The sequence below is a fragment of the Roseofilum sp. Guam genome (assembly GCF_017746735.1).
Classification (GTDB): domain Bacteria; phylum Cyanobacteriota; class Cyanobacteriia; order Cyanobacteriales; family Desertifilaceae; genus Roseofilum; species Roseofilum reptotaenium.
Window position 1 is genome coordinate 21,290 of sequence record NZ_JAGHZN010000004.1, and the last position, 23,904, is coordinate 45,193.

Annotated in this window: 18 protein-coding genes and 1 pseudogene; 9 read left to right on the forward strand and 10 right to left on the reverse strand. The window is 45.4% G+C overall.

The genetic code is table 11. The features are described from left to right. Positions 1–185 precede the first annotated feature (185 nt). The 3 genes from rnc to J7529_RS01825 all read right to left on the reverse strand — a co-directional run bounded on the left by rnc (position 186) and on the right by J7529_RS01825 (position 2,635). Positions 186–893, reverse strand: coding sequence for a ribonuclease III (rnc, locus tag J7529_RS01815; protein ID WP_318727578.1), 708 nt, complete (start codon positions 891–893; stop codon positions 186–188). Positions 894–1,049: 156 nt separating this feature from the next. Continuing rightward, the gene (locus tag J7529_RS01820; RefSeq protein ID WP_271936177.1) at positions 1,050–1,334 is read right to left on the reverse strand and encodes a hypothetical protein; all 285 of its coding nucleotides are present in this window, start codon (positions 1,332–1,334) and stop codon (positions 1,050–1,052) included. Between the two features lie 98 nt (positions 1,335–1,432). Then, complete coding sequence (locus tag J7529_RS01825; RefSeq protein WP_271936178.1) at positions 1,433–2,635, reverse strand: HhoA/HhoB/HtrA family serine endopeptidase; 1,203 nt, start codon at positions 2,633–2,635, stop codon at positions 1,433–1,435. Between the two features lie 312 nt (positions 2,636–2,947). On the opposite strand from J7529_RS01825, the gene gpmI reads away from it, so the two are divergent. From gpmI to J7529_RS01840, 3 genes are read left to right on the forward strand one after another with little or no spacing between them, the layout of a single operon-like run. Beyond that, positions 2,948–4,546 carry a 2,3-bisphosphoglycerate-independent phosphoglycerate mutase gene (gpmI, locus tag J7529_RS01830; protein WP_318727579.1) on the forward strand — a complete coding sequence of 533 codons (1,599 nt, stop codon included), beginning with the start codon at positions 2,948–2,950 and terminating at the stop codon, positions 4,544–4,546. A gap of 43 nt (positions 4,547–4,589) precedes the next feature. Then, positions 4,590–4,829: a preprotein translocase subunit SecG gene (gene secG, locus J7529_RS01835; protein WP_271936181.1), complete on the forward strand. Its 240-nt coding sequence runs from the start codon at positions 4,590–4,592 to the stop codon at positions 4,827–4,829. Between the two features lie 4 nt (positions 4,830–4,833). Further along, entirely contained in the window at positions 4,834–5,808 is a 975-nt protein-coding gene (locus J7529_RS01840) for a hypothetical protein (protein ID WP_318727580.1), read from the forward strand. Here J7529_RS01840 and J7529_RS01845 read toward each other — a convergent pair. Next, the gene (locus J7529_RS01845; RefSeq protein ID WP_318727581.1) at positions 5,753–6,187 is read right to left on the reverse strand and encodes an NINE protein; all 435 of its coding nucleotides are present in this window, start codon (positions 6,185–6,187) and stop codon (positions 5,753–5,755) included. The two genes, J7529_RS01840 and J7529_RS01845, sit on opposite strands and share 56 nt — an antisense overlap. Positions 6,188–6,457: 270 nt before the next feature. On the opposite strand from J7529_RS01845, the gene J7529_RS01850 reads away from it, so the two are divergent. After that, complete coding sequence (locus J7529_RS01850) at positions 6,458–6,781, forward strand: DUF1825 family protein (protein ID WP_318727582.1); 324 nt, start codon at positions 6,458–6,460, stop codon at positions 6,779–6,781. A gap of 14 nt (positions 6,782–6,795) precedes the next feature. On the opposite strand, the gene J7529_RS01855 is transcribed toward J7529_RS01850, so the two are convergent. Next, entirely contained in the window at positions 6,796–8,724 is a 1,929-nt protein-coding gene (locus J7529_RS01855; protein WP_318702204.1) for a penicillin-binding protein 1A, read from the reverse strand. A 173-nt stretch (positions 8,725–8,897) separates the two neighbouring features. Between J7529_RS01855 and tyrS the strand changes: the two genes are divergently transcribed. Genes tyrS through J7529_RS01870 form a run of 3 tightly spaced genes read left to right on the forward strand, consistent with a single transcriptional unit; the run spans position 8,898 to position 11,464 of the window. Next, the gene (tyrS, locus tag J7529_RS01860; protein WP_318727583.1) at positions 8,898–10,100 is read left to right on the forward strand and encodes a tyrosine--tRNA ligase; all 1,203 of its coding nucleotides are present in this window, start codon (positions 8,898–8,900) and stop codon (positions 10,098–10,100) included. Between the two features lie 12 nt (positions 10,101–10,112). Next, on the forward strand, positions 10,113–10,826 hold the full coding sequence (gene pyrF, locus J7529_RS01865; RefSeq protein ID WP_318727584.1) for an orotidine-5'-phosphate decarboxylase: 714 nt from the start codon (positions 10,113–10,115) through the stop codon (positions 10,824–10,826). Positions 10,827–10,831: 5 nt separating this feature from the next. Continuing rightward, positions 10,832–11,464 (forward strand): hypothetical protein, encoded by a 633-nt coding sequence (locus J7529_RS01870; protein ID WP_318727585.1) that lies wholly within the window; start codon positions 10,832–10,834, stop codon positions 11,462–11,464. Between the two features lie 359 nt (positions 11,465–11,823). Here J7529_RS01870 and J7529_RS01875 read toward each other — a convergent pair whose 3' ends face one another. Both J7529_RS01875 and J7529_RS01880 read right to left on the reverse strand, forming a co-directional pair. Then, positions 11,824–13,248 (reverse strand): sensor histidine kinase, encoded by a 1,425-nt coding sequence (locus tag J7529_RS01875; RefSeq protein ID WP_318727586.1) that lies wholly within the window; start codon positions 13,246–13,248, stop codon positions 11,824–11,826. 329 nt (positions 13,249–13,577) lie between these two features. Further along, on the reverse strand, positions 13,578–14,399 hold the full coding sequence (locus J7529_RS01880) for an acyl-CoA desaturase (protein WP_318701334.1): 822 nt from the start codon (positions 14,397–14,399) through the stop codon (positions 13,578–13,580). 80 nt (positions 14,400–14,479) lie between these two features. Here J7529_RS01880 and J7529_RS01885 point away from each other — a divergent pair, with 80 nt between their 5' ends. After that, positions 14,480–15,715 carry an aminotransferase class I/II-fold pyridoxal phosphate-dependent enzyme gene (locus J7529_RS01885; protein ID WP_318727587.1) on the forward strand — a complete coding sequence of 412 codons (1,236 nt, stop codon included), beginning with the start codon at positions 14,480–14,482 and terminating at the stop codon, positions 15,713–15,715. Positions 15,716–15,783: 68 nt separating this feature from the next. Here the strand turns inward: J7529_RS01885 and J7529_RS01890 are convergent, their stop codons facing one another. Together J7529_RS01890 and J7529_RS01895 are read right to left on the reverse strand one after the other, a co-directional pair. Beyond that, complete coding sequence (locus tag J7529_RS01890) at positions 15,784–17,685, reverse strand: calcium-binding protein (protein ID WP_318727588.1); 1,902 nt, start codon at positions 17,683–17,685, stop codon at positions 15,784–15,786. Between the two features lie 113 nt (positions 17,686–17,798). Continuing rightward, a pseudogene (locus J7529_RS01895) lies at positions 17,799–18,581 on the reverse strand (calcium-binding protein); the annotation flags it as partial. A gap of 706 nt (positions 18,582–19,287) precedes the next feature. On the opposite strand from J7529_RS01895, the gene J7529_RS01900 reads away from it, so the two are divergent. Then, a complete protein-coding gene (locus J7529_RS01900) occupies positions 19,288–22,230 on the forward strand; it encodes an EAL domain-containing protein (protein WP_318727590.1) in 2,943 nt (980 codons plus the stop codon). Here J7529_RS01900 and J7529_RS01905 read toward each other — a convergent pair. Then, on the reverse strand, positions 22,205–23,842 hold the full coding sequence (locus J7529_RS01905; protein WP_413038795.1) for a Ppx/GppA phosphatase family protein: 1,638 nt from the start codon (positions 23,840–23,842) through the stop codon (positions 22,205–22,207). The genes J7529_RS01900 and J7529_RS01905 overlap by 26 nt on opposite strands. Between the last annotated feature and the right edge of the window lie 62 nt (positions 23,843–23,904).

A 23,904-nucleotide genomic window follows, 5' to 3' on the forward strand; every position in this document is an offset into this window, starting at 1 on the left:
CATCTTCCCGAACTCTGAGTTAAGAGTCAGAATACTTCATATTGGTGACTCTAACCTGAAATTCTGCTGAGGAGAAGATGAAAATATAGGGGTTTGTACTGGGAATAGGTGATGGTCGCCTGATAGATTCTGTATTATCCTTGCTAGAGGCAATTATCCCCAACCTCTACCCATTTTTAATTGATCTAACCACCGATATGCTGCAAGGCATCTTCAGCAGCTTTTTTCTCAGCTTCCTTTTTGCGACGACCTTGACCTTCTCCATACTTTTTCCCTTTTACCCAAACTTCAACCCAGAAAATTTTCTCATGATCTTCTCCCGCTTCTTTAACTAATTTATAGTCTGGTGTTTGTTGATATTCTTTCAATGCCCATTGCTGAAATTTTCCTTTACTATCAATTAAGTTGGGAAGAGTTTGATCGTCCGATGACTCTATCAAATCATCAGCAATATCTGTAAACAAACGGGTGACAAACTGCCGCACTTTGACGATACCAGCATCTAAATAATATGCACCAATAATGGCTTCTAATGTATCACTGAGTAAAGCTGGATTGTTCTGGGCATTGTTTTGGATTGCCCCTTTCCCCAAACGCATCAGGTCACCTATACCTAATTCTCCGGCTAATCGCGCTAATTGCTTTTCATCGACTAATTTAGAGCGCAATCGTGTCATTTGAGCTTCTGTAATGTTTACGGAACTGCCGTACCGCTTATAAATGAGTTCACTGACCAAAAACCCTAAAACCGCATCTCCCAAAAACTCTAATGCTTCGTTATCTTCTAGGGTATCTGAATGCTCATTTGTATAGGATCGATGGGTTAAAGCATGAAGCCAAAGAGCTTCATCTTTTAGGGTTGGCAGTTGAATGGGTTGACTGGAACGAGGCATAGACTATCTCAAAATAGTCTATAATTATATCACTTTTTCTATGAACATGTCAACCGGAGATTGCTCAACTGCACATCCAATCAAGGATTACAGAAACCGCGAAGCAGTTAGGACTGTCTTTTAATTCACCCAACTTATTCCCTATTCCCTTTTGCATTATTGTACAACCCAACAGGTTAAGGAGTCCCTTAAATAATCCCATTCGATGTCAGAAATCAAGCCGCAATCACGAAACTCCGCTAAGACCTGCTCCAGACTTTTCCAAGCATTTCGTCGGTCAATGCGATCGCGAGCTTCCTGAAGAGCAGAAAAGGGATTGGAATGAATACCGACTAAACACCCCATGCCGGAATAATCTCCTTTTAGACTCATTAGATCTACATGCCAATATTGTTCGTCGAAATAAACCTGAATAATCCAACCTTTATAATAATCAATCATGGGTTCTTTGTGGAAATAAAATCCGATCAATTCTTGATTTTGATCCCCTACTTCGATACCTTCCTCTCATCCGGATCGCTGCGGTCAATTGACCAGGCTTAGGGTTGGGACTGGGGCAAGGTTCCAGGGCGAATAGAAATCTCTACTTTCTGACCTGCTCGATTAACTTCTAAAAACAATAATTCGCCCACGGTAGATTGTTCTACTAGCTCTTGGACTTCCGTGGCCTTTTGTACAGGAATTCCATCGACCCTCAGAATAATATCTCCAGGTTGTAATTGGGAATTTTCCGCTGGGGAATTCTTGACAATTCCTGTAATAATCACTCCTTCATTGAGGCTTTCAGCGATCGGGAATTGCTGTTGTTGCAATAAAGATTTAGCGGCAGGGGTTAAATCGACCATTTGAATGCCCAAAAACGGATGTTCGGCTGTACCTGTGGTAAATAATTGATCGGCGACCCGTAGGGCAGTTTCAATGGGAATGGCAAATCCCAATCCTTGGGCATCAGCACGAATGGCTGTATTAATGCCAATTACTTGGCCCTGCTCATTTAATAAGGGTCCTCCGGAATTTCCCGGATTAATGGCGGCATCAGTTTGAATAAAACGCACGCGCTTATCCGGAATTCCGACTTGAGCGCTCGATCGCCCCGTGGCACTAATAATCCCAGCCGTCACCGTATTGTCTAAACCTAACGGATTGCCAATGGCGATCGCCCATTGTCCCGGTACTAACGGCTCTGAGCCACCGATTTCTACCACAGGCAAGCCCTGAGCCTCAATTTTAACTACAGCAATATCCGTCACCCGATCTCTACCCAAGACCACGCCCTCAAAAGTTCGCCCATCTCGAAGCGTAATATCTACCACATCTGCACCTTCAACCACATGGGCATTGGTAATCAACTGTCCTTGGGTACTCAAAATCAACCCCGATCCCGTTCCCCGCTCTAACCGTTCCGGTTCAGCAGGGATATCATCTCCAAAGAACCGATCCAATAACGGATTGCGAAACGGTGGAGAAATCTGAGATTTTACTCGTCGAGTCGCATCAATTCTGACTACGGCCGGTCCTACTTTTTCCACAGCTCTAGCAATAAAATTAGTGGGGATAGGCTCTGTTGATTTAGCGATCGCCGAAGGTTGAGGTAAGGGAGGCAACACAACAGGAAGCGCAGAAGAATCGGAATAGCTTAAAACCCGATCTCGCTCCAGATATCGGCTCCCTAGCCAACCTGCACTACTTCCCATAACAAATACACCCAGATAAGCGATCGCTCGTTTAACCAATAAGCTCATAGCCTTTTATCCACCCAGAAGATTCTGATTACCATGAAGAATACAAGTGCAAAAATACATCTTGTTTACTATCGACACCTTAAACTAACTCCCTTAATTTTAGCTTCCCATTTTCAATTCCCTTTTACCTCTATAGCGATTCTCTCTTCTATGGCGTACAGCTTGAAGCCTTAGACCCTAAACCATACAAGCTATTGCCTATTTCCTATCCCTCATTCCCTATTCCCTAGCGCGAAGCGCTATTTTAAGCAGCAGCTTTTTCACACTGATGGTATGATGGGCACAGAAATTCAGCAAAAGGGTGAATAGGTTATGGCAAAAGCACCGATATCTCCTGTGGTGCTGGTCATTTTAGATGGCTGGGGTTACCGTGAAGCCACCGACGGAAACGCCATTGCCGTCGCGAAAACACCCATAATGGATAGCCTACAGGCAGCTTACCCTAATACATTAATTCAAACCTCTGGAAAAGCTGTCGGGTTACCTCAAGGGCAAATGGGTAACTCAGAAGTGGGTCATATGAACATTGGCGCAGGCCGAATTGTAAAACAAGAACTACTTCGCATTAGTGATGCAGTAGAAGAAGGTTCCTTACCAGAGAACCCCGCTTTACAAAAGGTCTGTGAGCAAGTCAAATCTCACTCTAGCAAACTCCATCTGATTGGACTTTGCTCAGATGGAGGGGTTCATTCCCACCTAGACCATCTATTGGGATTACTAAAACTAGCCAAAACACAGGAGATTGAACAAGTCTGTATTCATGCGATCATGGATGGTCGTGACACCTATCCCACCGATGGGGTGAAAAACCTGGAAAAACTGCAAGCAGAACTCAACTGCATGGGAGTCGGGAAAATTGTCACCCTCATGGGCCGCTATTATGCCATGGATCGCGATCGCCGATGGGATCGGGTGCAAAAAGCCTATCAAGTCCTCATCGACGATACCATTACTGCTCAAGGGGATGCGATCTCACTTTTAAAAGCATCCTATGAGCAAGGAATCACCGATGAGTTTGCGATCCCTGTCCGTTGCGCTCCAGGTTCAGTAGAACCGGGGGATGGCATAATCTTTTTTAACTTCCGCCCCGATCGCGCTCGGCAGCTTACCCAAGCCTTCGTCGATCCCGATTTTGACGGATTTGAGCGGACTATCATCGATCCCCTGTCTTTCGTTACGTTTACCCAATATGATGCGAGTCTGCCGGTATCTGTGGCCTTTGAACCCCAAAACCTGAACAATATTTTGGCAGAGGTTTTGGCCCAACAAGGACTACGACAGTTTCGCAGTGCAGAAACCGAAAAATATGCCCATGTAACCTATTTCTTTAATGGGGGACTCGAAGATCCAGTAGAAGGAGAAGACCGAGAATTAATTCCCTCTCCCCAGGTTCCCACCTACGATCGACAGCCGAGTATGTCTGCCGAAGCCGTCACAGAAACAGCCATTGCTGCCATCGAAGAACAAGTTTATTCTATGGTAGTGATTAATTATGCCAATCCAGATATGGTGGGTCATACGGGAATGATGGATGCAGCCGTTCAGGCGATTGAAACGGTCGATCGCTGCTTAGGTCATCTGATCGAGGCGATTGGTAAAGTCGGAGGAACCACGATTATTATTGCCGACCATGGCAATGCCGAACTCATGTACGATGAGAAAGGGAATCCTTGGACAGCCCATACGACGAACCCCGTGCCTTTTATCCTGATTGAAGGTGAAAAGCGTAAAATTCCCGGCCATGGCAACAATGTTGCCTTGAGAAGCGATGGTTGTTTGGCAGACATTGCCCCTACCATCCTGGAAATTCTACAAATTCCTCAACCCAAGGAAATGACCGGGAAATCCATGTTTCAGAACCCTGTCTATGAAGTGCAAACCAATCGATCGCCGGTTTCCCTCTCTCGGTAAACCCGCACTTCTGGCTCCATGATTGTTTATTCCATTTCACCTTATGAGTGTTGTCAGTATCCTACAAATTGTTTGGGCTATCTCAGCCTTTAGTCTGGTGGTCTTAATTCTTCTCCATAGTCCGAAAGGAGACGGTATTGGCGGTATTGGCGGCCAAGCCCAATTATTTACCAGTGCTAAAAGTGCTGAAACAACCTTAAATCGGACAACCTGGGCTTTAACTGTTCTCTTTCTTGGCTTAACGGTAGTGTTAAGCGCTGGATGGTTAGAACCCGTTGGTTAATGCCATGGCTCCTTGGCGATGGATAGCCAAAAGGTTAAACCTTTCCCGTCAAGGTCTATGCTTAAGATCTTGGATGGGCATGATGATGCGACCCATCGCTTACGCGATCGCCACAGTCTTGTTGGCGGTCTTTTCTTGTACAACCATTCTAGCCCTTCCCCCCAGAATTAGGGTTTCTCCACCGCAAGCCCATCCCCTCCCCCCCCTTTTAGCCCAATGGCACGATCCGGAAGAACTTGGAGACTATTTTGAAGCCATTAAACCCCTCAAAATTGGGTATTTAATTTGGTCTCAATTCCCCGTACAAGTGAGTCTCGATATCGAGACCCCCGATCCGCGTTGGGTTGAAGCCGTCACCCGTGCCATTCAGGAATGGCAAGCCTATTTTCCCTTAGAAATTAGCGATCGCCCCGATCAAGCCCATATCATCATTCACCGACAGCGCCCTCCCCTCAAACTCGGCCCCGATGGTCAGCTTGGACGCGTGCGATCGGCTACCACTAACTATGAACTCTATCTTGGCTCTCTCCCCCATCCGCCCGATCGGGAATACCTGCTCCATCGCTGTGAAATCTTCCTGACTCCAAATCAAACCTCAGAATATACCCTCGCCACTGCTCGTCACGAACTGGGCCATGCGATCGGTATTTGGGGCCATTCTCCCGAACCCACCGATGCGCTCTATTTCTCCCAAGTGCCCAATCCTCCCCCCATCTCCTCCCGCGACCTCAATACCTTGAAACGCATTTATCAACAACCCACCCACCTCGGTTGGCCAGTGCCGTCACAACACTCTCGTGTATGGGGTTACAAGATCTCTCTACCCACCCTGCCCAGCCTTCAGTCTCTACCTACCCTACCTCCCCTCCCGATGCTTCCTGCATTGCCCAAACTCCCCCAACTGCCGAAATTACCTCCTTATCCTAAGCAATCTTGTCTAAAAGTTGGCGGCGTTTCTGTTCAAACTCATACTCAGTAATCAGTCCCTCTTGACGCAAAGCCTCTAACTGCCGTAGGGCATCCGCTACCGACTCCACCTGGTCTCGGATCGGGCCAGTAGGTGTAGAATTCTGCTTCGGCCAGAACTTTGACCAATTCACTTGGGGGATTTTCAGTCCTGGAATAACAGGAACCGGGCCGGGATAATTCTGGTTAAATTCTTCATCATTTTGTACTAAATACCACACACCATCAATTGCACTAGCCACATGGGGAATTGGAGTCCAAGACAATAATAAATAGATCGCTCCCCATAAAGGTTGACCTAAATAAAACTTATGCAATCCGGCGATCGGAATCAACATCCCAGAAAACGCCAAAATCATACCCACTTTTCGACTCTTTTCCTTATTCAACACCGTTAAGCTACCCCCATTCCAGGCTCAAGCACATCCTAGTACCTTGACCCAACTAAAATAGTCCATTTTTAGAGCAATCACAAAACCAGGATGCTCATAGTCTTTCTATTTCATTGTGCAATACTTGAGCCGGTGAAGCCCCCCATCCCCTCTATCCCCTATAAATACGGAAAACCGAATTTTACTCGAGTCTCCGACTCCATTAGAATAAAACCAGTGCATCATCATCAATGCCCTTAACACCGTCAGTAAACCTATCTAAAAAAAGCCATGGGATTTTTTGATTCAGAAATTGTTCAACAAGAAGCAAAGAAACTCTTTGAGGATTATCAATCCCTGATCCAACTTGGTAGTGACTATGGCAAATTCGATCGAGAAGGAAAAAAAATGTTCATCGAACAGATGGAAGCCTTAATGGATCGATATAAAGTATTTATGAAACGCTTTGAACTCTCCGAAGACTTCATGGCCCAAATGACCGTTGAACAGCTCAAAACCCAATTGGGCCAATTTGGAGTCACCCCACAACAAATGTTCGATCAAATGAATTTCACCCTAGAGCGGATGAAATCTGAACTGGAAAAACAATCGTAAATGTTGAACCCATCCTATGGCTGTGGTCGGGGAAATTCACTTGGAGAACGGAATTTCTCGACCGGTTCATTCGCCAAAGCTTTGTGCATAAAATCGCGCCAAATCGGAGCTACAAATGTACCTCCAGTAACTCCCTTAGCCAGAGGTCGATAATCATCATTGCCCACCCAAACCGCTACAGATAATTGGGGCACATAACCCACAAACCAAATATCCCGCTCCGAAGTAGTTGTTCCCGTTTTACCGGCGGCTGGACGACCCAATCTAGCACCAGTAGCGGTTCCCCGTGAAATCACCCCTTGCAACGTGCTATTGAGAGAAGCCACCGCCCAAGGATCGAGAATCAGCTTCGGCTTAGGCGTATTATCCAATAAAACATTGCCATGGCTATCAATCACTTGGGCAATAAACGTCGGTTGTGAATGCCAACCATTGTTCGCAAACGTCGCAAACGCACCAGCCATCTCTAAAGGTGTTAAGTCAACCGATCCCAAAGGTAAGGAAATTACTGGGTCCATAGGACTTTTAATCCCCAAATTACGAACGACTTCAACGACCTTATTTAGACCAACCGCTTGACCAATTTTAACCGCTGGTACATTCAAAGATACTTCAAGAGACTTTCGCAAACTTACCGCGCCGGAAAAACTCCCCCCATAGTTTTGGGGAGAATAATAGCCACTACCATCCCGATACCTGACTGGCGAGTCATTTACCACTGACTCAGGTGTATATTTGCCACTAGCAAATGCCGCATAGTAAACAAACGGTTTAAACGAAGACCCCGGTTGTCGTTGCGCTTGCACCGCTCGGTTATATTGACTGGTTTCATAGTCAAAGCCTCCGACCATCGCTTTCACAAAGTGGGTGCGAGGGTCAACCGCTACTAGAGCTAATTGTCCATTATCGTAATCGTAATAAACACCTCGGCTATAGAGGCGACTATGCCAATCCTTAACCGTTTGCTCGGCAATTCGTTGGAGCCTCAGATCGATGGTGGTTTGAATCCGCAATCCGCCTTTGACTACCATATCGCGACCAAAGCGGTCTGAGAGTTCTTGAATTACTGCCTCCGTTAAATAGGGCACTTTACTTTGACCAAAAGAAGTCACCCGTCCCACCAATAATGGCTGTTCTTTCGCTTCTTTCTCTTCCTCAGCCGTAATCCAATTCAATTCTCGCATCCGCCCCAAAACAATCGCCTGCTGTCGTTTGGCTAACTTATAATCCACAAAGGGGCTAAAACTCTCGGGCGCTTGAATCAAACCCGCCATCATTGCTGATTCTGCCAACGTTAGATCCGCTGCCGCTTTGGCAAAATAACTTTGGGCAGCCGTCTCTACTCCATATGTATTATGACCCCAGTACACTTGGTTCAAATACAGTTCTAAAATCTCATCTTTGGTCAGAATTTGCTCTAAGCGCAGGGCTAAAACCGCTTCAGCGACCTTCCGACTCAATTGCCGCTCTGGAGACAGAAACAGGTTTTTCACCAACTGCATCGTAATGGTGGAAGCCCCCTCTCGAATCCCTCCCTTCTCAATATTGGCTAACAATGCCCGACCGACACTACTGGGATTAATCCCATTGTGCTGGTAGAAATGGGAATCCTCGATCGCCAACACCGCCAGTTTCAAATGGGGAGAAATCCGCTCTAGAGGAACCACTTCCCGGTTGGCCTCATCATGAATCCGGGTCAGCAGTTCACCATTAATATCGTAGATATAACTGGTCTCTGTCGGCATATAGCTTCTCAGGCTGCGGACATCCGGCAGATTCCGAAAACTTAAGGCCAAACCCACCAGTCCTCCAGCAAAGATAGAACTGGTGAGCATCATCACTCCCAAAATCGTACCCCCTGCCACTTTGCCCACACCTTGGACAAATTGAAGGGCCGGGGTAATAGATTTAGATGGCTTACGACTGATAGTATTAGACGACACGGTGATTTAACTTCCTCAGCTCGAACAAATGGATAGGGATAAGAACCAGACCTTGAGTCTTAGGGGATGGATGAATGGGGACTGACCCATAGTTTAACCTGTACCCGCGATAAGTGTTAACAGTTATTACAGAGATTAGCAAAATATTAATGGATTATAGAACTTCTGATCCCATGACAAGTATCAACTCAACCTGGAATTGGCTGCATCGCGGTGTAAGTGAAATTTTTCCTGATCGCCCCGATAGTAACGATCCTGATGAGAACTTACAACGACGCATTGAGCAGTCCGGACAACCGTTGAGAGTAAAATTAGGCATCGATCCCACTGGGACAGATTTGCATCTCGGCCATAGTATTGCTGTGCGGAAATTGCGAGCCTTTCAGGATGCTGGCCATACAGCAGTTTTGATTATTGGTGATTTTACCGCTCAAATTGGTGACCCAACCGGAAAATCTGAGGTGCGCCGTCAATTAACGGGCGAACAGGTGAAGGAAAATGCCCAAACCTATTTGGATCAATTGCGTCCTATTCTCGATTTTGAGACTCCCGGACGGTTGGAAATTCGCTATAACTCGGAATGGTTGAGCCAGTTGGATTTAAGTGAAATTTTAAAACTTTTGGCCACGATGACGGTGGGCCAAATGTTGGCGAAAGAAGGCTTTGCTGAACGCTATAGCCAGGAAAATCCGATCTATCTGCATGAGTTTCTCTATCCTCTGATGCAAGGCTATGATTCTGTGGCCGTGAAGGCTGATGTGGAGTTAGGAGGAACTGACCAAAAGTTTAATATTGCCGTGGGCCGAGATTTACAGCGCCATTTTGGACTTAAACCTCAGTTTGGTTTGTTAGTCCCGATTTTGCTGGGGACGGATGGAGTGCAGAAAATGTCGAAATCCTTGGGCAATTATGTGGGAGTGTGGGAGAATGCCGTCACCATGTATTCTAAATTGGAAAAAACTCCAGATTCCATTATTCAGGACTATGTGGAGTTGTTGACCGATCTTTCTTGGGATGAGTTACCAGACAATCCTAGGGAACGGCAAAAAGTATTAGCGTTGGATGTGGTAACTCAGTATAAGGGGCAGGAAGCGGCTTTAGAAGCTCAAAAAGCAGCGTTGAGTCAAGGAGAAGCGGGAACGATTCCTGAGTTTAGTTTGCAAAATGTGGAGTTTCCAGCCAAGTTATTTTACATTGTCAGCGCAGCGGGATTATCCAAGGGATCTTCGGAAGCGAGGCGTTTGATCCAAGGCGGTGGGGTAAAATTAGCTGGGGAAAAAGTGAGCAATCCCAATTTAGTGTTTGAACAAGCTGAGGAGATGGAGGGCAAAGTGTTGCAGGTGGGTAAAAACAAGTTTGCGCGGTTAATGAAATAAGGAGGGGAAAGTATGACGGCTGGCCACCGCATTATCGTGCCGTTGGATGTTTCAAGTCGGGAAGAGGCGATCGCTCTTTTGGATCGATTGCCCGATGTCGAGTTCTGGAAAGTGGGCCTCGAATTATTTGTCAGCACCGGCCCCAGCATCCTCAATGAACTCAAACAACGGCACAAGCGCATTTTTCTCGACCTCAAATTTCATGATATCCCCAATACCATGGCTGGAGCCTGTCGAGCCGCCGGACGCTATGGGGTGGACTTGTTGACTGTCCATGGAGTGGCCGGTCGAACCGCCTTGCAGCGTGCCCTAGAAGCCGCCAGAGAAGGGGCGGAATCGGTGGGATTATCCCCTCCAAATCTGTTAGCAATCACCTTGCTTACAAGCTTAAATTCGCGAGATTTAGCCTTCGATCTCAAAGTGCCTGTGGAGTTGCCTGAATATACTCTACAGATGGCTCTACTCGCCCAGGAATCGGGCATTCAGGGGGCTGTCTGTTCTCCTCAAGAAGCGACCCAACTGCGGCGTGTCTGTGGTGACGAGTTTCTGTTGATTTGTCCGGGGGTACGCCCGACTTGGGCAGAAGGGGGAGACCAGCGACGGGTGATGACTCCCCAAGAGGCGCTTAAAGCAGGGGCGAGTTATTTAGTGATTGGGCGACCCATCACAGCGGCTACCGATCCCCAAGGAGCCTGGAGGCGGATTATTGATGAGCTTACAGGTTAAATCCGATGCTGTTCTGGGACTTGACCCTCGGACATCCTTGGGTTGTGTATGAAGGTTCAGAAGTTAGGGTTGCCTCAACTCCAGCGCTTTGCAATGTTGTGGAGTGCAAGGGCAAGGTCGCATCCCCAAAGCTATGTACCACGATCCTATTCCCTATTCCCCATTCCCTATTCCCTAGCGCTTTACGCGATGGGGATAATTTTGAGCAGTTAATCCAGGATATGGTGCAGGATTTTCCCGGTTATGCTAATCGGATGATTCAGCGTCAGCGCGACTTGATAAAACCGAATCCTTTACCCTCAGTCATTACGGTGGGAAAACCCGATTTTGACCCTTTACCGCTTCCCTTTGAAGAAGAGATTCCAGACAATTCCCGTCAAGTGTTTCTCACCTCCTTAGAGCGCACCTATGAAGGGTTGAGCATTGTCGATCGCCAGGTTTATTATTGGCTGTTTTTGAGCGAGACTGAACAGGGATGGGAGTTGGTCTTACTCTTGTCTGCGGTGACCGATGGGGAGCGGTTATTTCGTTTACCAGAGAGTCGAGAAGCCGCCATTTCCGAGGCGATTCGGATTTGGCTGCGCGATTATCAGTTTAATCAGAAAGCGAGTTTCTATAGCAGCGAAAGGGAGAGTTAGGACATTTTCTATTGCGATTCGTGCCTATTGCCTCAAACCATAACCTCACTGTCCTAATCAACTCTTTCACTGCTATATCAGCAAGCGATCTCACTGACCGAGAAGTTGGAAGCCGCTCTACCCTTCTGTATCTGTCTGACTAAATGAATGATGGAGATGATTAAAAATGAGAACATTGAAGATAAGGCGATCACGGCAGACAGTTGGCTGGAGGTAGGCCAGGTTATGTATGCGGGTGACCCAGGTGGCATTATGGTGAATATTATCACACCCACCCAACCTTATTGTTTATCTTTAACTCATATGAGGATCTGGATTAATGCTCCTGCTCTGGGGAGAAGGCAGTACTTTCGCAATAGTTAATGAATGGGTAAGCTGATAGTGAAAGTGCTGCCCTCTCCCAATTTGGAAACGACGTTGACGCGCCCTCCCATGCCTTCGATCAGGGTTTTGACAATGGATAAGCCTAAGCCGGTTCCGCCTGTGGAACGGGCGCGAGCGTCGTCAACGCGGTAAAAGCGCTCGAAGATTCTGGCTTGATGGGCTAGGGGAATGCCTTCACCGTGATCGCACACTTGCAGACAAACGCGATTGCTCTCTTTATTGAGTTTCACGGTAATTACGGTGTCAGGGTCGGAATATTTGACGGCGTTATCGATTAAATTAAGCAAGACTTGCTTTAAGCGATTGCGATCGCCTTTAATCTCCACCGGCCACTCCCCTAAATCCAGTTCTATACTCCGGTTGCTATACTGTTGCGCCATATCAACAACTTCTAAAACTAAGTCGGTTAGGGATATCTTGTCCAGTTCAAAATGAATGTGTCCATTATCCGTCCGTGCCAGTTCTAGCAAATCTTGCAACAATTGAATCGTGCGATCGGCTTCTCCTGCTGCCGTTTCCAGGGCTTCCCGTTGAGGTTCGGTAAGATTTTTTCCCCGTCTTAGGGTACTTTGCAAATAGCCATGGACAATGGTTAACGGGGTTCGCAACTCATGGGAAACATTGCTGACAAATTGCCGCTGATGTTCCCAAGATTCAGACAAGCGCGAGAGCATCAAATCTAAGGTTTTAGTCAACTCTTGCAGTTCGGAAGGAGCCGGATCTAAGCTGAGGGAAACTTCCCCTAAATCTTGTGCCGAAATTTTAACTGCATATTCACTAATTTTACGCACCGGATCGAGCGATCGCCGAATATAGACCGCCATCATAATCACAATCAGGAGCAACGCGAACACGCTCGCCCCGATCAAATTTCTGAGCATTTCCAGGAGCATTTGTTGCTCTGAGGTGATATCTTGAGCCAGATAGAGTTTACCCAAGTGTTGCTCATTAACCCTGAGTGGACCGGCACAGAGAACCAAATAGCGCCCTTTGTAGGGGTAGACTTCCGGTTGAATGGGAGCATTACTAATGTTGAGGAGATCGGCATTTTCGGGATAGAGCGATCGCTGGAGATTGGGCGATCGGGCAATAATTTCACCATCTGGAGCTTGAATCCACAAAAAAATATTTTCAGCGCTCACATCTTCAATCACCATTTTTAAGGTTTCACGCTCACTAAACCGTTGGCTATAAATCTTGATATCATTCGGTAAGCGTTCGGCAATGTATTCTATATTTTGTTTATGGGTTAAGACCAACTGTTGCTGCATTTTTAAGCCGGTGGCAATGGCAACCGATCCTAATCCAATTCCAGACACGATTGCCAGACCCAGCGTGAGACGAAATTGTAGCGAGTTAAACTTAAACTTAAATCGATGCCCTAAATTTTTAATTAACATGCTCTCATCTGTGCCAGTAACTTCCCCTCACCTCTACAGATTAAGTTGCAATTCTGAGAAAAGCCTGATAATGCTCTAAAGGAACCCTGAAGGTTTATTTATTAACGGTGAATTATCCCTTGAACTACGGCTACACTATCCTGAATCAAAGGCAATCATTGAGCCACATTCACTTTAAGGGGATTTTCTGACATCAGTAACTTCTTTTAACTCCTCCCCACTGACGGCGATCGCCCGCGAGAAAAGTAGCATTTGATTTAATATGTAAACTTTAAAAATAATTAGGGTTGCTCAAAGGCAACCCTTCAATCCATTCGCTTGTTAATACACTATTGGCTGGATTTCGGTTCTAATTTGATATTAGTCGCTAATCCCAACATCTCAAGCAGTCGAATTGTCATCCAAGTGATATCAATTTCCCACCATTGCAAACCATGGCGAGCTGAATATTGATAGGCATGATGGTTATTGTGCCATCCTTCACCATAGGTAACGAGGGCAACCCACCAGCAATTTTTGGAGTGGTCATGGCTTTCATGGCTAACATAACCAAACTTATGAGTAGCACTGTTGACAAACCAAGTGCAATGGAAGACAACGGCTAAACGGACAAATATTCCCCAAACGACAAAAGGCCAACCGCCTAAGAAATACAAGAGGAGACCAAAGGCAACTTGGATCAGGACAAAATTCTTTTGTAAAAACTGGTAAACTGGGTCATCCCCAATATCTTTGGTAAACCGAGGGACTTCACTGCGCTTAGGAATAATATGTAAAAGCCATCCCATGTGACTCCACCAGAACCCAGCGTTAGAATCATGGGGATCGGCTTCAGTATCTGAATAAAGATGGTGCATCCGATGAAGTCCAACCCAATCAAGTACACCACCTTGACAGGCTAAACTGCCGCAAAAAATGAGGAAGTATTCTAGCCATTTGGGGGCTTGGAAACTCCGATGGCTGACTAAACGGTGAAATCCTAGGGTAATGCCTAATCCACCGGTAATCCAGTGGAGGGCTAGAGCTAATGCTATCGCAGACCAACTAAAGTTACTGGGTAGGAAAGCAAACAAGGCCGCTAGGTGAATTAATAGGAAGTAGCTGACGTTGACCCAATCTAGGGGATGTTTATTGGTTGTGGCAACACTCATGCAGTAATCTCAATTTATAACAATGCAGGATATCCTGCTGTTTGGAACAATCGCGCCCTTTTACCCATTAGTAGAGAAAAATGAATCCCTTAGAACAGATCCAAGAGGCACAACATGCACTCGCCCCTATTTTTTCTAGCGTGGATGCTCGAATTAAGCACAATTTACGAAAAGTTTTGCAGGCTTTTCGATCGCAGAAAGTGGGGGTACATCATTTTTCTAGTGTAACGGGTTATGGTCATAATGACCTAGGGCGGGAAACGTTCGATCGCGTTTTGGCTGAGGTGATGGGAGCGGAACGGGCGATCGCCCGCGTGCAGTTGGTATCGGGAACCCATGCGATCGCCTGTGCGCTTTTTGGGGTATTGCGTCCGGGAGATGAGCTGCTCTCGGTTGCAGGCGCTCCCTATGACACCCTGGAGGAGGTGATTGGCTTGCGGGGTAAAGGAGCAGGATCGCTGATGGACTATGGGATTGAGTACCGTCAGTTAGAGTTAACGCCAAAAGGTGAAATGGATTGGGAAGCTCTAGCGCAAGGGGTGAAACCACAGACGCGGATGGTGTTGATTCAGCGCTCTTGTGGCTATTCCTGGAGATCGAGTTTGTCTATTGCGGATATTGCCAAAATTGTGGAGATGGTGAAGGGGCAAAATCCAGATACCGTCTGTTTTGTGGACAACTGCTATGGGGAATTTGTGGAAGAACAGGAACCGACACAGGTGGGGGCAGATCTGATGGCGGGGTCTTTGATTAAGAATCCCGGCGGAACCTTGGCGACGGCAGGCGGATATCTGGCTGGTCGTTCTGACCTCGTAGAGCAGGCTGCTTGCCGCTTGACCGCCCCTGGAATTGGCAGTACGGGAGGGGCTACATTTGACCAGCATCGTCTGCTCTATCAGGGTTTATTCTTGGCTCCGCAGATGGTGGGCGAGGCATTGAAGGGGAATTATTTGGTCGGGTATGTATTCGATCGCCTGGGATATGCAGTGAATCCCGCTCCTTCGGCTCCCCGACGGGATCTGATTCAGGGCATTCGCTTGGGTTCACCCGATAAATTAAAGGCATTTTGCCGGGCAATTCAACAGTTTTCTCCAGTGGGTTCCTACCTCGATCCGGTTCCGGGGGAGATGCCTGGATATGAGAGTGAGTTAGTGATGGCTGGGGGTACGTTTATTGATGGGAGTACCTCCGAGTTGTCGGCAGATGGGCCGTTGCGGGAACCCTATGTGGTTTTTTGTCAGGGAGGAACCCATTGGACGCATGTGGCGATCGCTTTGGAAGCGGCGATCGCTGCGGTAGAGTCTGTGAAAGCCTGAAAAAGGGGATCGTCCCAAATATATAGGGGCTTTCCGGCTGGAAAGCCCCTACCGAGGTTGCTGACGACTTAAATTAAGCCATTTGGCAGTTGAACTGAGACAAATGTCAACTGTTGCAAGGTAAACTGACCGGTCAGAACACCCAAAATTTGGTTGGTTGCTGTAATACTCAGCACCGTATTGTTACCGTTGATGGTCGCCGTCAAAGCAGCAGGGGTCAAATTACCGGTTAAGCCAATAATATCAACGCCAACTTGATAATCTTGGATGAGATCCGCTTGTGCAACGGTGGCAACTGCTGTACTGGTGCGGAGAACAAACAGATCGTTACCGGCTCCACCGAGTAAGGTATCTGTACCAAAATCTCCACTCAGGACATCATTACCATCACCACCAATGAGGGAGTCATTGCCCTGGCCGCCGAAGCTGGTATCGTTACCTGTACCACCAGAAACCGTATCGTTGCCGCGATCGCCCATCAACGAATCATCACCCTCATCACCATTGACGGTATCATTCCCTTGACCACCAAATCCAGTATCATTACCGATACCACCCGATATGCGATCGTTACCTGTATTGCCACTAACGATATCGTTACCTGTATCACCCGTCATGACATCATCACCGCCAAGACCATACAGTTGATCGTTGCCATCCAAACCTTGGACACTATCATTACCCGTCGTTCCTATCAATAAATCATTCCCTGAAGTTCCAGGAACCGGATTAAGACCAGGAGTTGGTGTGGGTGTCGGACTGGGACTACTTGACGGAGGAGCCACTGGATCGGTAACGGGGCCAGATGGAGTTGGAGTTGGAGTTGGAGTTGGAGTCGGGGTTGGAGGAGTTGGAGGAGTTGGTGTTGGCGTTGCAAAGGCAGTCAAAATGTCAGCGCCATTGAGGTTACCCACCCTTTCAATGAAGCCCGTTCCACCTGTATTGGCTGTAGTCGAGAAAAAGTTTTGAACTTCTAAATCATCATTGGCCTCAAACGTCCCATTATTGTTCAAGTCAATAATCAAACTGGTCTCAGTAGTGTTGTTGACCCGAAACACTCCAATATTTCCAGGGGTCGCAGTTTGACCTGGGCCAGTAGTTTGCAGAGTTGCGCTGTCAATCTCCAGAACATCCAATGTCCCACCAGCATCATCAATCTTGCTACCTCTAGCATTGGTAGTCGTCAACTTATAAGTATCGCTTTCCAACCCAGCTTGCAGAGTTAAATTACCCGTAGTACCTCCTGTAATCACATCTGCTTGAGCAGAACCAATAACCCCACTTTCAATATTCGTCAGAGTGTAACTAATACCCGTTGCTGTTGCCGTGCCTGCATTTAGATCTACTGTAAAGCCAAGTGTTGCTTTAGCAAAGGAAATCCAGTCATTATTATTACCCCCATCAAAGGTCGAGCCATTTCCATCTACACCAGCAACTAGGGTATCATCACCATCTTCACCAAAAACTTGGTTCGTGCCTGCACCACCTTCTAGGTAGTCATTACCCGAACCCCCTCTGAGTTCGTCATTGCCTTCTCCACCCAGAAGGCTATCATTATCGTTTTGCCCTTCTAGTCTGTCATCTCCTGTCCCCCCAAGAATCGTATCATTACCACTACCCCCTTGCAGTTTAGTATCATTATCTGCGCCACCATCAAGGTAGTCATTACCATCGTTTCCTTCTAGCTCATCTTGTCCAGCACCACCAAGCATAGAGTCATCATTGCCTTCACCGAATAACCTGTCATTACCAGCTTGTCCGAGGAGGGTATCGTGAAGTTGATCGTCATTGTCGCCCCCATCTAGGGAGTCATTACCTTCTTGTCCTTCGAGATTGTCATTACCTGCCTCTCCTAGGATAGTGTCATCTCCATTACCGCCCTGAAGTTTACTATCATTATCAGCACCTCCATTGAGGTAGTCATTACCATCAGCACCCTCTAATTCATCTTGCCCAGCACCACCAAGCATAGAGTCATCATTGCCTTCACCGAATAACCTGTCATTACCAGCTTGTCCGAGGAGGGTATCGTAAGTTCATCATCATTGTCACCTCCATCCAGGGAGTCATTACCTTCTTCTCCTTCAAGCTTGTCGTTTCCTGCCTCCCCTAAGATGGTGTCATCTCCATTACCTCCTTTGAGGATTTGGTCATTACCTGCCCCTCCATTGAGGTAATCATTACCGTCACCCCCTTCTAAGCGATCATCATTCTCTCCACCTAGAAGAGAGTCCGTTCCAGCTTCACCAAATAAGGTATCGTTGCCTGCTTGTCCAAGGAGAGTGTCGTTACCATTTCCTCCTCGAAGCTCATCATTTTCAGTTCCTCCATCTAGGGAGTCATTACCATCTTCTCCTTCAAGCTTATCATTACCAGCATTCCCTAAAATTATATCGTTGCCAGCACCACCTTTGAGGACTTGATCGTTACCTTCTCCACCATCCAGGGTATCTTGACCAGCCCCCCCCTCTAGATTGTCATCTCCAGACCCTCCAAAAAGGTTATCGTTGCCATCTTCGCCTTTTTGAGTATCGTTACCATTTCCCCCATCTAGAGCATCGTTTCCTAGTCCACCTTCAAGATTGTCATTGCCATCACCAGCAGTGAGAATATCTTGTCCATCTTGGCCTTTGAGAACATCATCACCATTTCCTCCATTGAGGACATCGTTACCGTCGCCACCTTCAAGGTTATCGTTGCCGTTGTCCCCATTTAGAACATCGTTGCCAGCATTGCCTTTGATGTTGTCATTACCATTTTGACCGGTAAGAACATCGTTACCACTGCCTCCTGTAATATTATCTGCATCATTAGTACCAGATATGACTGTATCTTGTGTTGCTGTGGATGCATCAAAATCTGCCATGAGTTCGTTCCTCCAATCGTGTCTCAAATAATTTGACTATATCAAGAGGGGTTATCAGACCTCTCAATTAAGCTGGTTTGATTGTGATTTGATTTCTCCGAGAAATCAAGGGGTTAGCTAGTCCAGCTTAAATCATCCCTCATCTTAGCTCTAGATTGGCAGAACTACAGACTCATTTATGTTAATTCCAGATTGTTTTTGCTTGGTGTGATAGATTAATAGGAAAATGAGACTGCTTATCATAGCAAATTTTGTAGAAGTTGGCTATTTTAGTTATACTAGAGGTAAGAAGTGTTGATTTTTTTATCTGCAAGAAATCTATATATAGCGCTTCATCCTAAGCAGTATGAGCTGTATTCGATAGAAGAGAGAATCGGCATATTCCCATTTTAAGTATTATTACTTAATTGTTATTTTGCTTTTGGCGTAGTTTGGTTTTTAATTATTTATGTCTATACCAATGAATAGGAAAAGGAAAATCCTATGAATTAGGCAAAAATCATATCATGTGTAACAAAAATGATAGTTCGTCTGAATTAAGATGAGAGTTTAAAGTTCAAAACTCAAGGATTTTTGTGAGGTAATGAATGTACTTAGATGAGTTATGGAGAACTATCTTGCGATCGTTTTGCCTAGTAGTTTCAGGGGAAACTGTGGTTAGATGATGGTGGGATTGAAAGACGGTAAGCTAGATGGTGTAATGGTTATGAGTTCTATTTTACAGTTGCTGGGGATTATTGCGATCGCCTCCTGTCTCAGTATTATTACTCAGCCTATCACCTTGAATAATCACGAGGTTGAGTGGAAAGCAACTCAAGGGAGAGATCCATCTACCCAGTCAATTGTACTGGAAAATAGAAGCGATCGCTCCCTAAGCGGTCTGGTTGTATCAGGCAGTCGGGGAATTCCCATTCTATTTTTTAGTTTAGGACTCACCAGTGTTGTTTTAATTAGCAAAACCTTGAACAGAACCAATAGAAACCATATCTTTACTGCCCCAAAAAACTTCTCTGATCGAGAAAACGAAAGTTTTAATCATATTTTATGGGAATCAAATCCAGCATTTTTTGTAGTTATTGGGATAGATGGAAAAGTTAAAAAAATCAATAAATCGATGCTGGAAGTTGTCGGGTATACAGCAGAAGAAGCGATTGGTTTAGACTATCTCTCTCATTTTGTTCCAGAAGCCGATCGTGCTGAATTATCAGTAATATTTGAACATCATTATCATTCCTTGGAACCCATCCATCATCAAAATCGCATCTTAACTAAAGAAGGTCAAGAACTTTTAGTAGAGTGGAATGGACGTTCTATTGCCAATCCAGAAACAAATCAAATCGAATATTTTGTGGGTTTAGGCATTGATATTACTGACCGTCAACGTCGTGAAACGGAAATTCATCTCCTTTATCAACTCACTCAAGCGGTTAGTGAATCCAAGAATTTCGATCATGCTTTGGCAGTGACGATGGAACTCATTTGTGAAGCCACTCGTTGGGATATTGCTGAAGCTTGGATACCATCTGCTCAAAAACAGGAGTTGGTCTGTAGTCGAGTCTGGTATCAACAAAGTCACATCCGTCCAGAAATCTATCCACAAATCCAATATTTTCGAGCGGTCAGTGAGCAGATTGCGTTTCCACCTCATGTCGGTTTACCTGGACGAGTGTGGGGTTCACAAAAAACGGAATGGGTTTTTGATATCTCTCAAGGATCAGGTGATTTGTTTTTCCGCAATAAAGTAGCGGCAGAATGTGGTATTAAAGCAGGTTTGGGTGTCCCTATTGTAGCCAATAATCATATTCTAGCTGTGTTGGTTTTCTTCAGAAGATGCTCTCAAGAAAGAGATTCTAAGTTGATGGAATTGGTTGCTTCTGTAGCGATGCAACTTGGATCAATGTTTGAATCGAAGCAAGCTGAGGCAAAATATCGAAGTATTTTTGAGAATTCTATGGAAGGGATTTTTCAAACGACTCCTGAAGGAAAAATGATTGGTGCTAATCCAGCATTGGCGAAAATTTATGGGTATGAATCGGCTGAAGATTTAATGGATAATATGGCAGATGTGGAGCATCAACTCTATGTTAATCCGGAGAGTCGAAAAGAATTCAAAGTGTTGTTACAAGAAAAAGAAGTCCTCTCTCAGTTTGAAGCGGAAATTTATCGTCGGGATGGCAGCATTATTTGGATTTTGGAACGAGCGAGGGGGGTTAAAGATAACCAAGGAAAATTACTCTATTATGAGGGTTCTGTCGTTGATATTACAGAACAAAAACAGCAGGAAAAAAGACTGCGCTATTATGCTTCTCATGATTCGTTGACAGGACTGATTAATCGGGCCTATTTTATCAAAGCGTTAGCGAAGGCTAATGCTCGATATCATGAAAATCCCAACTATCAATTTGCGGTTTTATTTATTGATTTAGATGGGTTTAAGAGTATTAATGATAGTATGGGACATTGGGTGGGCGATTTGTTGTTGATTGCGATCGCCTGGACTCTACGACAGTGTATTAGCGAACATGACACCATTGCGCGATTAGGCGGGGATGAGTTTACCATTCTGGTGGAAAACCAGGATCGGCTACAAGATGTAATTAATATTGCTAACCAGATTCACGAACATCTTGAACAACCCTTTAAGTTAGGGGGTCATGATTTGTTTATGCAGGCTAGTATTGGTATTGCTTATAACTTGCCGGAGAACCAGGATGTGGATGATATCCTGCGCAATGCAGATATTGCGATGTATCGAGCTAAAAAACAAGGTAAAAATTGTACTGTTGTTTTTGATTGGACTATGCGTCAAGAAGCGATGGAGCGAATGCAGATTGAAACAGATCTGCGTTTACTACTCTATCCAGAAAATAAGAATCATGCACATCCAGGAGAATTTTATGTCTACTATCAACCTATTGTCGCGTTAGGAAGCGGTAAAATTATTGGTTTTGAATCTTTAATTCGATGGTATCATCCGGAGAGAGGATTTGTTTCTCCTGGGATGTTTATCCCCGTTGCTGAAGAATCGGGTTTAATTGGTGCGATTGGTGAATGGGTATTATTAGAAAGTTGTCGGCAATTAAAACAGTGGCACACCCAATTTAGGAACTTTTCCCACTTAAAGATGAGTGTGAATTTATCGAGTCGCCAATTAACGCCCAATTTATGCGATCGCATCGATCAGATTCTAGCTGAAGCGGATTTACCGGGCAAATACTTGAAGCTAGAAATTACGGAAACGGCTATCATGGAAGATCCTGAAAGTGCGATCGCCATTTTCCACGAACTAAAAAAGCGCAATATCGAACTCTCCATTGACGACTTTGGCACAGGATACTGTTCTTTAGCTTACTTACATCGATTTCCTGTGGATACTCTGAAAGTAGATCGCTCTTTTGTACAAAAAATAACTCAATGGGGAGACAATACAGAAATTATTCATACCATTATTTCTCTGGCGCACAGTTTAGGGATGGAAACTATTGCTGAAGGGATTGAAACCATCGATCAGATGCAGCAACTGTGCAGTTTAAACTGCACATTTGGTCAAGGCTACTTTTTTGCTAAACCCTTAGATGCGGAACATATTACTCGATTATTGCAGGATAAAAAACGCTTTTCAGTTAACTCAAACCTGCACGTACTTTAATTCCATATTCCGATTCAAACACTTCTTTTTTATCATTAATACTCCAAAGTTCTAATTCACAGTTGTCATTGATATCGGCTGGCTGAAGTTTTAAATAAAACTCTTTTGTTGAAGGGTTATAATGACTACTAAAAGACTCGACTGCCCCAATTTGTCGGCGGTCTAAAGCAACCGCTAATCGTAAAAATGGGCTAACTTGACTCACTAACTGGCGATCGCTCTTATGCATCAAATTGGTATAGTTTTCATGCTTTTTCTTCGGGGCACTTTTCCGATGATATCGGGCGATATTGGCAATAATTTCTACTTCGTTTTCTGTATATCCCAGTAATTCACCATGGCGAATTAAATAATAGGAATGCTTATGATGGGCTGCATGGGACACATAAACTCCACAGTTATGTAAAATGGTGGCTACATAGAGTAGTTCTCGTTCTGAGTTTCCCCAATAATGGAGAATCCCTTGGGTACAATCAAACAGATGGACAGCAAAGTTAGCCATACGCTGACTCGATTCTAAGTTCACCTGATATTTTTGGGCTACTTTGAGGACACTACGATAGCGAACTTGGCTTTGATACTCTAATTTATCGCCAATTAAACCATGAGTGAGCATCCAGTCTACAATGATACCTTCTCGTAGGGCACGCTCGCAAATTACTAAGGAATTAATGCCCAATAAAATCATGGCTTCTTGGAGAACTAAAGCGCCAGCGATAATGATTTCTGAGCGTTTTTCCGACATTCCGGGAATTTGAGCGCGATCGTTCTCTGGCAGCTTACGCAAATGTTCAATAATCTCTTGTAAATTTTTCAGCTTTAACTCATAACCGGTTAAGGGACTCGGTTCCATCCCTAACCGCTCCCAAGCATCGATACACGCTAGGGTTTCAATGGTTCCCGATGTGCCCACTAACCGGGGAATTTCACCCCGTTGCAGATAACTTTGTAGTTCTTCCACCGCCCGTTCTAAACGTCCTCGAATATAAGCTTTGAGATAGTTAAACTCGCGATCGCTAATCGGATCGGTGGTAATAAATTCTGCTGTTAACCGGACGGCTCCCACCTTGGTGCTGCTCAGGGAGCGAGGTTCTTGTCCATCTCCTAAAATTAACTCCGTCGATCCCCCACCAATATCAATAATGGTATGGGGTAAACCTTGAAAGTCCATCCCAGAAAGGACTCCCAAATAAATGCGTCGTGCTTCTTCTGGCCCGGAAATCAGATTAATTTCTAATCCTAATTCGGATTTAATCTGTTTGAGGAAATCTCGGCCATTGGGGGATTCCCTTACGGCACTGGTAGCAACGGCAACAATTTCATCCGCTTCGAGACTTTTGGCAATTTGTAAAAAACGCCGAAAAGCAGCGATCGCCCTCTTCATTACTTCTGCTTTCAGCTCCCCCGTTTTTGAGTCGCGATCGCCCAAACGCACTGTTTCCTTTTCCCGGTCAATAATGGTAAACGCGGGGAGTGTGGGATCGATCCGAACCACCACCATATGTACAGAATTGGTTCCCACATCGATCGCCGCTAAAATCTGAGGCGTTTCTGGTGTCGGAAACGTAGGAGTCTGAATCAAGGTTGAGGAATCGACGAGCTGATTAACCATGGTCATGCTTTCTTTGGTCTAAGCTTTACGATCCAGGGTATCTTTAAAAGGGACTCAATTGA